This window comes from Bifidobacterium sp. ESL1133 (assembly GCF_058107325.1).
This window is the reverse complement of the sequence record NZ_JBYLUI010000002.1, coordinates 59744-72996: the sequence shown is the minus strand read 5'-3', so window position 1 is coordinate 72996 and position 13253 is coordinate 59744. Positions and strand designations below refer to the sequence as shown.

Genomic DNA, 13253 nt, shown 5'->3' with positions numbered 1-13253 from the left:
TCACTGCTCCTTGGTGCGTAAGGTGATGCTCTGCCACACCTCGTCCGGACCGGGAGAGGACAATCCGGCCAGGTCCGACAGCGTCCATGCAAGGCGCATGGCGCGGTTGGCGCCGCGCAAGGTCAGGCGGTTGGCGCTCAATGCCCGGTCGATGATGCCCATCGCCTTGTCGGAAGTATTGGCGCGCAGCCATGTTCCCGAAGCTTGGGCGTTGCATACCCAACGATGCTTTCTGAAACGATCCTTGGCTGCCATTCTCGCGCGAGTTACTTTCGCTCGTATGGAATCGCTTGATTCCTGCTCCTTGTTTGCTTGGACGATATGTTCCACTGGAGGTACCTCCATCTGGATGTCGATGCGGTCCAAGATGGGCCCGGACAGTCTGGCGAAGTACCGCACCCGTTCGCGTTCTCGGCAGGTGCAGCGCTCGCCGGTGCCGTACCCGTAACCGCATGGGCATGGATTGGCGGCCATGATGAGCTGGAATCGGGCCGGATAGTACGTTGTGCCTCGCGATCGGGAAAGTGCCACATATCCGGATTCCAAAGGTTCTCGCAAAGTCTGCAGCGATCTGGGGGAGAACTCTGGTGCCTCGTCCATGAACAGCACACCGCAGTGCGACCGGGTGATGGCTCCCGGCAACGCCACACCAGTCCCTCCACCTGCGAGTGCTGCCGTCGAAGCAGTGTGGTGCGGGGCTTCGAACGGCGGTATATCACTGATACCATGAGAGGCCAACGTGCCGCACAGGGAACGAATCGACGCTACCTCCAACTGCTCCCGCTCGTCCAACGGGCACATGATGCTTGGGAAGCGCGAGGCAAGCATCGTCTTGCCGGATCCCGGCGGACCGGTCATCAGCACATGATGGCCGCCGGCAGCCGCCACGGTTAATGCCCATTTGGTATGTTCTTGACCCACCACATCGGCCATGTCTCCCGCATCGGGCATATGTCCGCTTTCAGGTCCCACATCGTTGACGGTATGACGCTCGTCCGCAATGGTGTATCGTGCATCGCCTCCCATCATCTCGATGAGTTCTCCCACATGTCTCACGCCCCGTACCCGAAGTCCGTCTACCAGCGCAGCTTCATCCACGTTGCCACTGGGCACGATGAGATCGGTGATACCATGCTCCTTGGCGAACAACGCTATGGGCAGCACTCCGGTGACCGGCAACACCGTGCCGTCCAGATTGAGTTCGCCCAACACCACTGTCCGAGCCAAACAGTCGGCGGGAATCGCCCCGGATGCGCTCAGCACGCTCACTGCTATGGCCATGTCGTGGGAAGAACCGCGCTTGGGCATCGAAGCGGGGGAGAGATTGACGGTGACCCTAGTCTGCGGCCATGAGAATCCGCTGGCCTGGCAGGCGGATTTGACCCGTTCCCTCGCTTCGCTCAAGGATGCGTCGGGCAGACCGATGACGGAAAAATATGGCAGTCCGGGGGAGACGAACGCCTGCATGTGAATGGTGAATGCCTTGAGTCCGACCAACCCGACTGACATCGCGGTGCCAATGACCATCAGAACGCCTCCTGAATGTGACGTACTGTCACCTCGTCTTGGACCAGCAGCGCCAGAGCGTCGAACCTGATGCTGGTGTGGCGCACATGTCTGCCTTCCTCACTCAGCCACAGCATGGCCGCTCGTCGCAGATTGATCTGCTTGCTGCGGGTGATGGCCTCTTGTGGTGTGCCGAAGCGCAGGGAACGCCGCGTCTTCACCTCCACGAAGACGATGACGTCCTCAGGGCTGAGCATGACGATGTCGATTTCACCGAACCGGGTGTGCCAGTTGCGAGTGAGTACCTGCCAATCGCGTTGCTTGAGCCACGCGGCAGCATACTGTTCGCCCAGTGCTCCTAGCTGGTGGCTGGACAGTGTCGGGTCAAGCAGCTGTAATGCCAGAGAATCGGCTTCACTGAGATGGTGGGGAGTGCGGAACCGCAAGGATGTTCCGCTGTAGAGAGGCGGTGGCGTGTACCGCGTGGGATGGTTGCCAGGCAAAGCATGCCTTGCTGGCCGTATCGATGGATGAGTCGTAGATGCTGTGGTATGTGTCATGCATCCAGAGAACCACAATGGCGACTGCGAACAAAGGATTTTAGAGCGATGTGGACGAAACCTTAGCCTTCCGGCGTGTCTGTGGATAACCGGAGAGGCAACGGCGGAACATGTGGAGAAGGCAGTGGAGGAAGCATCACCGCCCTTGCATGCTGCCGACTCCCGCCTCATTGCGGCACAGCGCTGACAAGGTCCGCGCTCAACTGCATGCAAAGGCGGGAGCCAATACATACATTTTGTTGAGTGCGGACCTTCGTGATAACGACGTGCTGCTGGCGGCGCTGCGCAGATGTTGCGCAGATGTTGCACAGATGATACACAACGGTACGCAACTGCAGCCCGTGTTTGTATGTCCGTATAGGCGCGACTATCTGTGCCGTGCTTATTTGACCAGGCCGGTAAGCTCTCCCAAGTCAAGTTCGAAGCTCACGCCACGATCTTCAAAGTGCGGCTGTTGGCGCGTATGCTCCATGGCGTGGCGCACGAACTCGCCGGCCACTTGGGCTGCCTGTTCAAGCGGCTTGCCGGCCAGCACAGCCCCGCACACCGCCGAGGCGAATGCATCTCCGGTGCCATGAATCATGTAGGGCAGCTTTTCGTGCACCAATTCATGCTTGACTACACGTCCGCTCTCACGTCGTCCCACATAGTTGCGCAATGTACCGTCACCGCGGTCGATGCCCTTGAGCACCACATTCTTGGCACCGAGGTCAAGCAAAGCACCCAGCCAATCGTCCACTTGTGCTTCGTCCAGATTCTGCCCCGGGTAGTCACGCCCGGTCAGCAGCGCCGCCTCGGTCAGGTTGGGCATAAGCACGTCGGCGCCGTCCGCCAGTGTGCCGGTCGCCTCGCACATCTCCTGCGTATAGGTCGGGTACATCTGCCCGCCGTCGCCCATCACCGGATCCACCAGTCGCAGCGCCTTGGGGTATTCCCGGTACAGGCGTTTGATGAGATCCACCTGCTCGGCCGACCCCAGGAACCCGCTATATACGCCGTCCAGATCGACATCCTCCTGCTGCCAGGCATCCAGATAGTCGTTGAGGATGCTGGTGGTGTCGTGGAAGGTGTACACCGAATATTTGGTGTGCGCGGAGAACAGCGCCGTGGGGACGGGGCACACATCGCAACCGGCGGCGGAAAGAATCGGGATGGCGGCGGTCAGGGAACATTTGCCGTAGCCGCACATGTCGTGCACTGCGGCTACACGCGGGATATAGTCGGGGTTTCGGTCGTACAGGGTGTCGGTCATCTTTTTGCCTTTCATAGGGAATGCCGCCGCTTATTGCATAACTCACACGCCGGTACTGCCGACTCTAGTTCCCGGTAGCGCCAACTGTTGGCCTATGCTCATCCTTTGGGATGACGGGGCTGTTTTGGGCTTCAGCGCAATTTCGTTCCAACGCATGATGTCGCCGCCGTCACCGGACACGTAGAATTTCATATCATAAACGAAAGCAACCAATGAGATGGAGCTCTACGATGAACGATTCCAACAACACCATGCCGTCCGAGTTCACCGGCGCCTCGGTCGTCGATGCCGCCGCGGCACCCGGGGTGCAGCCTCCGGCCTATGGTCCGGCAGGAACCGAGCGCGCCTACGCTGTCCAGGCAATCGACCTGGTCAAGGATTACGGCAAAGGTGAGAACCTGGTGCACGCGTTGCGCCATGTCAACGTCGGGTTCGAGCAAGGCAAGTTCACCGCCATCATGGGTCCCTCCGGTTCCGGCAAATCCACCCTCATGCACACCCTCGCCGGCCTAGACTCAGCCACGTCCGGCCGTGTGCTGCTCGGCAGGCACGACATCACCCGCATGAACGATAACGGCCTCACCAAGTTGCGCCGCACCGAAATCGGCTTCATCTTCCAAAGCTTCAACCTGCTGCCCATGTTCACCGCGGAACAGAACATTATGATGCCATTGACCTTGGCAGGAGCCAAAGCCGACAAGAACTGGTACCGCATGCTCGTCAAAACGCTTGGCCTGGGGGAGCGGCTCAAGCACCGTCCCACCGAGCTGTCCGGCGGCCAGCAACAGCGCGTGGCCATCGCGCGTGCCCTTATCACCAAGCCTCAGGTGGTGTTCGCCGACGAGCCGACCGGCAACCTCGATTCGGTATCCAGCGCCGAGGTGCTCAGCTTCCTCAAACGCTCGGTAAGCGAGCTGGGACAGACCATCGTCATGGTCACCCACGACGCAGTGGCCGCGTCCTATGCCGACCGTGCCATCGTCTTCGCCGACGGTCAGATCGTGGCCGACGTGCACCAGCCGAACGCCGAGCAGATGAGCGATCTGCTCATGCAGGAACGCGAACAGGCCACGCGGCGCATGCAGGAATCCGAACCGGTCGTGTCTCAGGCGTTCTGATGCGCCAGACTCGCACATCCCAGTCAACAAGGTGACGGTTTAACTTCTCAAGGAAACACATATGTGGTCAATCACTCTCAAACTTATGAAAAAAAGCGGGAAAATGCTTATTCCCGCAGGCATCGCCATTCTCATCGGCACGGCGTTCATCGCTTCCACCTTCCTCTTCGGCAACGCCATGGAACGGTCGCTGACCGACCAGCTCACCGCGTCATTCGGCAAAGCCAACTACGTGATGGGTCTCGACTCCGACACCCAGGATGCTCAGATGTCCGGTGACAGCTCGGTCGCCTCGCCCACAGTCGGGGAACTGCACCTCGACCAGATGCGTTCGGTGAACGGCGTGAAGGCAGCGGAAGCGTCGGTCAGCGCGCCGTTCTCCATTACCGGCGATCATACGACCATGACCTACGCCGTGGCAACGTCACCGGATGCCACGCTGCTGCCGGTCGACATTGCTCAAGGTACCCAACCCAGCAAGGACAACGAAATCGCATTGCCTGACTCCCTGGCCAGTGAGCTGAAGGCAAGCGTCGGCAGTACGATCTCCCTGAACACCCAATCCAACAGCAGCAATGTGATGACGGCTCCTACCAGTGCGAAGCTGCCGGCGAAACTTACGCTGCACGTGGTGGGACTGACGCACGACACGCAGTCCGCGTACGCTTCGTACGGTGGTGCATCCGTGCTGTCCAAGAACGTCTTCGCGCTGATGAATGGTGTCAAGGACTACAGCCAAGTCTCGGTATCCAGTAGCACGGTGCTGTTCCACATTGACGAGCAGGCCGCAGATACCGCAGTTCCCGCCCTGCGCAAGATGATGCCGCAGCATTACCAGCTTGACACCCGTCAGAAGATTGGCGACGATCAGATGAAGGCGCTGAGCTCGGGCGGCACACAGATCATCACCACCTTCCTGCTTGTCTTCGGAATCCTGGCCATGTTCGTGGCCGCGCTCGTCATTGCCAATACCTTCCAGGTGATGGTGGCTCAGCGACGCCGCACACTGGCGCTGCTGCGAGCCATCGGCGCGCAAAAGGGACAGTTGTACCGTTCGGTGCTCACCGAAGCGGGTCTGCTGGGCGTTATCTCCTCGCTGCTTGGCATAGGGGCGGGCATTGGCTTGATGGCATTGATGGCCAAAACCAATATTCTCAATGGTGATGGAGCGCCCGTACATGTGGTCATCACCCCTGCGGTGATCTGGGTGCCGTTGCTCTTCGGCGTGATCATTACCGTGCTCGCCTCCCTGTCTTCGGCTCGTTCCGCCACCAATGTCACACCTTTGGAAGCACTGCGACCATATGAAGCCATGGAAACCAAAACCGCAGGACGAGTACGAGGCATTGCCGGCACCCTCATGGTGGCGTTGGGAGCGTTGCTGTGCTACTTAGGTGCTCATAGCATGACCACTCTGCTCAAATCCGATGATGCCAACAGCGGCAATGGGTATGACACATCGCTGCTGCAAGCCATTGGCGGATGTGCGCTTATCTTCCTGGGGCTGGTAATCACCGCCACGTTCTGGTTGCCGGTGCTCATGCGCGGTATTGGTGCGGTGGTGTCTCACATCGGCCCCAGCGCCAACATCGCCAACTCGAACATTCAGAAGAACCCGAAGCGCGTGGCAGCCACCGGTGTGGCTCTGCTCATTGGCGTCACCTTGGTTTCCACCATCGCCACAGGTGCAGCCAGCGGCAAAGCGACCGTGGACAGTACGCTTGATGAGCACTACAGCGTCGACATGACCGCTTCCGGATCCGGGCTGAACAAGGCCACTGCAGACAAACTCTCTGCAGTGCAAGGCGTGAAGGATACGCTGTATGCACCCACGGCAGTGGCGAGCATTAAGGGCACAGACGGCGACGAGAAGTCGGTGACCGTCATCGGTGTGGACTCGATGCAAAGCCTGCATAAAGTGCTGCACGCCAAACTTGACGGCATGACCTTGGACTCCAATGCAGTGCTGCTGTCGAAAGTCGACGGTGTCAGCGGCAAAGAACTCGACTTCGGCAACCGCGTGACATTGCTGCAGCAGAACGGTGGAAATCAGCCCGACCAGCAAGGCCAGGAAGCGACCTCGCAGCCCGAAGAACGTAAGCTGACGCTCAACACTCAGCAGGTTGACTTCCGTAAAGTGGGCGAGGAATCATTCACCGGATTCGTGGACATATCGCACTTTACCAACGGAGACCTGAACACGGACGGGCATATTCTGCTCGGCAGCGTGGCCAGCGGTTCACAGAACATGAAAGTGTTCACACGACTGCAGGAACAGGCCGCCAACTTTGAAGGAGTGACCTTGACCGGCCCGGCGGCAGCCCGGCAGCAGTGGGATCAGGCCATTGACCAAATCATGGCGGTCTTGGTGGGGTTGCTTGCCGTAGCGGTGCTTATCGCCCTCATCGGTGTGGCCAACACGCTCAGCCTCTCGGTCATTGAACGCACTCGCGAGTCGGCCACGCTGCGTGCACTGGGTATGACTCGCGGCCAGCTTAAACGCTCGCTGGCAGTAGAAGCCCTGCTGATCGCGGTGGTGAACGGCATCCTGGGCATTGCCTTGGGCACCGGGTTTGGCTGGTTGGGATCCTACATGGTCTTCAGCTTCTACGGCAATGTGATATATTCCTTCAACTGGTCGTATACCATCGTGCTGCTGGTCATCGCCGTTGTGGCTGCACTGGGAGCCAGTATTTTCCCGGCGCGGCGTGCGGTGAAGACGCCACCGGTGGAGGCGCTCGCCGAAGCCTGACCTTAGCATTGCCGCTGAAGCGACAGTATGCGAAGGAAGAATGAGGGTGTGCCCCTTCCTACCAATCGGTGGGGAAGGGGCACACCCTCATTTCGTTACCGAAGATGCCTGCTATGGTTGTCTGTTGTCTGTTGTCTGTTGTCTGTTGTCTGTTGTCTGTTGTCTGTTGCTGGTTGCCTTCGGTCCTCGTTGCCCGCAGACTTCTTATATCTGGTGGAGCCCTACACCAAGTGGTTGTCGTAGGCGAACACCACGGCCTGCACACGGTTGCGGGCGTGAATCTTGGACAGCACATGAGCCACATGGGTTTTGACGGTAGGCATGCTGATGAACAGCTTGTCGGAAATCTCCTGATTTGACAGGCCGTGCGCCACCTCGATGAGCACTTCGCGCTCTCGGTCGGTCAGGTCGTCAAGTTCGGGGTCGGTGAAGAACACGGGTGTGGCTGCCGCATCCGGTGAAGTCATGCCAGCGGCCGAGGATCCTTCACCTTCCGAGCCGACGGTCGGGGAATTGACGGCGTTGTTGTTAGTCTCTATGGAGGTGCGCTGCGAGAGCGAGGGGCTTGACACGTGGCCTGCACCGGATGAGGTTTCACTCATCTTCTCAATAAGACGTTTCGTGGCGCTCGGCGCAATGATGGCATTGCCTTGGTAGACGGTTCGGATCGAACTGAGCAGCGTCTCCGGCTCGGTGTCCTTCAGCAGGAATCCGGATGCCCCGGCGTTGATGGCGCTCATCACATACTCGTCCAAATCAAAAGTGGTGAGAATGATGACACGCACTGTCCGCCCAGCCGCCTCGGCGGTGTCGGTGATGCGCCTGGTGGCTTCGATGCCGTCCATGCCGGGCATACGCACATCCATGAGCACTACGTCAGGTTGCAGCTCGGCGCTGGTAGCCACCGCTTCGTCGCCGTTGGAGGCTTGACTGACCACGGCCATGTCATCCTGGGAATCGATCACCATCGCGAACCCGGCACGTACCAGCTCCTGATCGTCCGCTATGAGCACTCGGATGGATGATGTTTCGTTCATGCCTTCACTCTAACAACCCGGCTCGGCAAAGGTTCGGTTCAGACACCCAGCGATTGCGTGGCATTAGGTTGTACCGGATGCAGCTTCGGCTCGCGTGATTGGGCGCCATCGGGACTTTCCTCGTTCTGCCGGAGTACCTGGAGCAGATGCCGCATATGTTCCAACGCCTGCCGTCCCTGCTCTCCGATTGCCTTGAACGCTGCGGCGATCTGGGATGACTGTGCCACAGAAAGACCGCTTCCTTCAAGGGCACCCGTCCGCTGAGCCTCAATGCTGTCGAGCAATCGCAGCCCCTCATCGGTCTGGGCGATGACCCCGCCCAAAGCCCGGCTGACATCGGCCTGTATCTCTGAGCTGATACGTTCGCGTTCTACGTTGGCCGCCAGCACATTCTGCTTGTCCCGCTCAGCCTCCAACGCTTCGGCATGGCTGCGTAGCACGATGGAGTTGGTGCCGCGCAGACGCACCCACAGCGCCGCGGCGATGACGATGATGCATATCGCATACCCGGTGAGCGCGATGGGCAGTATGAACATCCATGCTCCCCTGTAAACGGAGTGCGGCAGGGAGGGGGCGGCCATGAGCCAGCGCCATGTCGTCGTGTATCCGATGGTCATCGTCCAGGCTTTGCCGGCGAACGCCGCGCATAGTGCCAATGCCATGACGTTCGACCATACGGCCGCACGCCTTGGACCGTACAAACAAGCTGAATACAGCAGCACGAGGGAGAGCATGATGTCGGTAAAGGGGACTGAAGGGAAGAAGACGATATGCACCAGGGTGACGGTTGCGGCGAAGACGGCGCCGGATTGCGGGAACCGACGCCGCAACGCCAATGGTATTCCCATGAACAGCGCAGCCAGAAAAGCGGTGGCATGCGAAGAAGGACGGTCGATGATGGTCATCGAATCGTAGTTCATGGTCATGGAGAAACCGATTTCCGGCCATGCGGTCAGCACTGTGACGAGTATTGCGGTGAGGGTGATGTCGACGCTCAGATAATGCCGTTCGGCCCAATGTGAGAACCGTTCCACCACATTGATGTGTTCCTGCTCCGGAATGCGCTGCGAAGTCGCGACTGCAGCGAAGCCTGCCGGGGCGGGCGTGGCAGCGGCAGGCTGAATCTGGGATTGGGATGCCGAGGTACGCTGGGTGTTTTGGTCGCGTGACAATATAACCGGTCGGAGGCGAGGCTGTGTATCGGTGGAGGACTTGCGTGCGCAGTCATACGGGATGGTGGCGATAAGCGAGAATCCTCCGCCGATACATGGGCCGGAAGTCACCGTGCCCCCCAATGCCTCGATGCGCTCGCGCATGCCCAACAGTCCATATCCCGGTTTATGCCGGTCAAGGGCAGCTGCGGCGCCGCGCCCGTCATCGTGAATCGTGAACTGTACCTGCGCCTCGTCCCAATGCTCCTCAATGGTAACGTGCACGTTCGGTCCTGCATATTTGCGTATGTTGGTCAGGGCTTCCTGCACGACGCGGAACGCCGCGGTGCCGGCCGGCCCGTTCAACAGATCCGGGTTCGGTGTACCGGTCGTGGTGCGTTCGATGGAATCCGACGATGACCGGCGCGCCTCCTCCACGAGTGCGTCGATGTCCCCGTAATCGTGGTGCTGCACTTCGCCGAACACCCCGAATAAGCCGCCCATGCTGCGCAGAGCCCGGTCTGATTCCTCGCGAATCGTCTCCATCGTGGTGCGTGCCACGCGCACATCATGGGCACCCGCATACCGGCCGCCATCCGACTGGACGATGACGATGGACAGGGTGTGCGCCACCACGTCGTGCATGTCTCTGGCGATGCGGGCACGCTCGGCCAGACGGGCGATGTGCTGTTCTTCGAGGTCGCGTTCGGTGATGGCCGCGTTGCGTTCGCGCAATATGGCCACGGTTCGGTGCCGGGCGCGCTGCCAATAACCGGTGATGCAGGCGGCCAGCATGAATATGACGATGATGGCGAAGGTCTCCAACAAGCCGACGACCCCTAAACCGGCGCATCCCGGTTTTGAAGCATCGCTGGCTGCGGCCTCGCAGACGCCTCCGCCGACGATGGTGGGGATGCCGTAGGTGCTCAGCAAGGGGCCGAGACTGAGCGTCGAGTTGATGACTATGGCCTCGGCCAGGCTCATTACAACGGACAGAGCCATGAACTGCTTGGCGTGCTTGGCTTCGCCATATACCACCACGGAGTACAGTATGATCATCGCGGCGAGGTCGGTGATCACCAGCATGGGGCCGAACAGGAGCTGCGCGATGGCTAATCCGACGAAGGTCAGTGCACTGGCTTCGGGGTTGCTGCGCCGCCAGACGAGCGGTATGGCCAACAGCACCGTCCACATCCACACAGCGTTTCCGGAATTGTGGAACAACAGCCCGGGAATGCCGTCTCGCGTGTCGGAGGTCATGGTCGCAGATGCACACAATGCCACGGCCAGCAGTATGTCGCTGAACTTGGTGTGGCGGCGCACCCAAGTGACCATACGTTGAACCATGCTTGCTCCCTTCCGTATCTACCCAGTCTAATAGAAGGCCATGTTGCGGTTGGGCGGACACGGCGACATGCCGATACCGCGTGTAATGGCGCGGTGTACAAAGCGAACGCGATGTCCGCCCAAACAGTGCCTGCGCGGTGGTGTAGGGTAGCCATAACCGCCGGTCGTGACTGCATCCGGCAGGCAAACCGGATGAGGGGGAGACCATGACATTGCTGAACGAATACTATGTGCCTGGGCTGCACATCGAAGACCACTCTTCTGTCGTGCCGCTCGACTGGAACGGTACGATCCCAGGGTCGGGCTTTGGTGGCGGTGCCGGTGAGACGTTGCACCTGTTCTACCGTGTCGTCACGGCTCCGGAACATGTACATGACGACCTGCCGCTGTTGGTCTTCCTTCAGGGAGGGCCCGGGGGAGCAGGGCCGCGGCCACTCACACCTTCTAGCGAAGGATGGATATCGCAAGCCGTCAAGCATTTTCGGGTGGTGCTGCCGGACCAGCGTGGCACCGGCCGTTCCTCGCGAATCGACTCCAACGTCATCAACGCGATTGGTTCGGCGAAGGAGCAGGAAAGCTATATCAAACATTTCCTGGCCGATTCCATCATTCGAGACTTCGAACACATACGTCTCACCGAATTCGGCGGGCGGCGCTGGGCGACGTTAGGTCAGAGTTATGGCGGTTTCCTCACCTTGGCGTACCTTTCGGCCTTCCCGCAAGGCGTTTCCGTCAGCTTCACCACCGGCGGTATTCCGCACGTCCCTGCCAGTGCGCGCGAAGTATATGAGCATACGTTCCCACGTATGGAACGTAAAACGCGACAGTTCTACGAGCGCTACCCTATGGACGAGGAACGTGTGGCAGTGGTGGCCGAGCGGTTATCGGATCGAGCCAACCCGGTGATATTGCCTAACGGAGACCCGCTCAGCGTGGAACGATTCCAGACTCTGGGTGGTGACTTTGGTATGAAGCCCAGCTTTGAACGCCTTCATTGGATTCTCGATTCGGCTTTCCAAGCCGCAGATGGGTCAGCGAGCAGAGAGTCCCCGCTTTCTGACCAATTCCTTGAATCGGTTATGCAAGCCACCTCGTCCACGCCCCTGTACTGGCCATTGCAGGAAGCCATATACGCCGACGGAGAACTAGACGCACCCACCGGATGGGCAGCTCAGCAAGTGCGCGATACCATGCCTCAATTCGGTGGTGCCCGCAGGCCGCTACTGTTCACCGGAGAATCCATATTCCCTTGGATGTTCGAGCAGGAACGTGCGCTCAGACCGTATCGTGGTGCAGTCGAACTGCTTATGCAAGACACTCATTTCGGCAAACTCTACGACCTCGACCAGCTGCAACGCAACGAGGTGCCGCTCCAAGCGGCCGTGTACTTCGACGACATGTATGTGGACTCCGGCCTTCAGCTCGACACCCTCTCCAAAGTCGGTCGCTCGCACGCATGGGTCACCAACGAATTCGAGCATGACGGTGTACACGGAGGGCAGGTGTTCTCTCACCTGTACAACGAGGCACTCAATCGTGGGGATCTCGAGATGCTGTTCGCGTAGTCGGAGCACCTCGTATGGTGATTTTGCCCTGGTATACGCAGTCGTGAATCACACGTCAGATTCTTGATACCATGGTCACCAGCAACAGTAAGAACATCTACAGCACAAGGAGCAGCAATGACAGTAGACCTCAGTAACATCACCATTGGATTCATCGGATTCGGCAACATGGCTCAAGGCATCGCCAAAGGACTGATCAACGGCGACGTGTTGCGCGGCGATCAAATCGTAGCCAACTCGGCACACTTCGATTCGGTGCAGCGCTCCTGCCAAGCCATTGGCGCCCGGCCCATGCACAATGCGCAAGAGACCGTAGCAGCTGCCGACGTGGTTGTCGTGGCAGTCAAGCCATACCAGATCGAGTCGGCGCTCGCCGAAGTGATTGACGAGTTGCGAGACCCAGACAAGTGCGTCGTATCCGTGGCGGCCGGGCGCAACCTGGACTATTTCAAAGGACTGTTGGGCAGTGGGGCACATGTGCAGTGCATGATTCCCAATACTCCCATTGAAGCAGGGCAAGGTGTGCTGGTTACTGAGATCGACAACACGTTGAGCGACAAGCAGCAGGAATTGTTTCAAGCGCTGTTTTCGCCCATTGCGCTTATCGAACGCCTTGACTCGGATCATATGGACATCGGTTCTTCGGTGGCTGGCTGCGCTCCGGCGTTTACCGCCATGTATATCGAGGCTCTGGCTGACGCAGGTGTGAAATACGGTTTGCAACGTCAGGCAGCGTACCGCTTGGCAGCCAAGATGGTGGAAGGTGTGGGTGCCTTGTATCTGCAGACCGGTGTCAATCCAGGAGCGATGAAAGACGCCGTATGCTCTCCTGGAGGCACCACCATCAAAGGTGTCACCCAATTGGAGAAGTCCGGGTTCCGAGGTGCGGTTATCTCTGGCGTGGATGCCATTCAGAACGGCTGAACGACTGGCGGTGTGATATGAGGATGTTGCTTGCTTCAACG

Annotated in this window: 9 protein-coding genes; 4 read left to right on the top strand and 5 right to left on the bottom strand. The window is 59.3% G+C overall.

The features are described from left to right. The 3 genes from AC3B5A_RS02545 to AC3B5A_RS02535 form a co-directional block, all read right to left on the bottom strand. Complete coding sequence (locus AC3B5A_RS02545) at window positions 1–1527, bottom strand: YifB family Mg chelatase-like AAA ATPase (protein ID WP_489798614.1); 1527 nt, start codon at window positions 1525–1527, stop codon at window positions 1–3. After that, the gene (locus tag AC3B5A_RS02540) at window positions 1527–1952 is read right to left on the bottom strand and encodes a YraN family protein (protein WP_489760629.1); all 426 of its coding nucleotides are present in this window, start codon (window positions 1950–1952) and stop codon (window positions 1527–1529) included. Before AC3B5A_RS02540 ends, AC3B5A_RS02545 begins: the two co-directional genes overlap by 1 nt. A 496-nt stretch (window positions 1953–2448) precedes the next feature. Beyond that, entirely contained in the window at window positions 2449–3318 is an 870-nt protein-coding gene (locus AC3B5A_RS02535) for a pyridoxamine kinase (protein ID WP_489798612.1), read from the bottom strand. Window positions 3319–3569: 251 nt separating this feature from the next. Here AC3B5A_RS02535 and AC3B5A_RS02530 point away from each other — a divergent pair, with 251 nt between their 5' ends. After that, window positions 3570–4436 carry an ABC transporter ATP-binding protein gene (locus tag AC3B5A_RS02530; RefSeq protein WP_489798935.1) on the top strand — a complete coding sequence of 289 codons (867 nt, stop codon included), beginning with the start codon at window positions 3570–3572 and terminating at the stop codon, window positions 4434–4436. A 61-nt stretch (window positions 4437–4497) separates the two neighbouring features. Further along, a complete protein-coding gene (locus AC3B5A_RS02525; protein ID WP_489798610.1) occupies window positions 4498–7188 on the top strand; it encodes an ABC transporter permease in 2691 nt (896 codons plus the stop codon). Between the two features lie 221 nt (window positions 7189–7409). On the opposite strand, the gene AC3B5A_RS02520 is transcribed toward AC3B5A_RS02525, so the two are convergent. Both AC3B5A_RS02520 and AC3B5A_RS02515 read right to left on the bottom strand, forming a co-directional pair. Beyond that, window positions 7410–8225 (bottom strand): response regulator transcription factor, encoded by an 816-nt coding sequence (locus AC3B5A_RS02520; protein WP_489798608.1) that lies wholly within the window; start codon window positions 8223–8225, stop codon window positions 7410–7412. Between the two features lie 38 nt (window positions 8226–8263). Then, on the bottom strand, window positions 8264–10723 hold the full coding sequence (locus tag AC3B5A_RS02515; protein ID WP_489798606.1) for a sensor histidine kinase: 2460 nt from the start codon (window positions 10721–10723) through the stop codon (window positions 8264–8266). A gap of 206 nt (window positions 10724–10929) precedes the next feature. Between AC3B5A_RS02515 and AC3B5A_RS02510 the strand changes: the two genes are divergently transcribed. Then, window positions 10930–12288, top strand: a complete 1359-nt coding sequence (locus AC3B5A_RS02510; protein WP_489798604.1) for an alpha/beta fold hydrolase — start codon at window positions 10930–10932, stop codon at window positions 12286–12288. A 117-nt stretch (window positions 12289–12405) separates the two neighbouring features. Then, window positions 12406–13212: a pyrroline-5-carboxylate reductase gene (proC, locus tag AC3B5A_RS02505; protein WP_489798602.1), complete on the top strand. Its 807-nt coding sequence runs from the start codon at window positions 12406–12408 to the stop codon at window positions 13210–13212. Window positions 13213–13253: the final 41 nt, after the last annotated feature.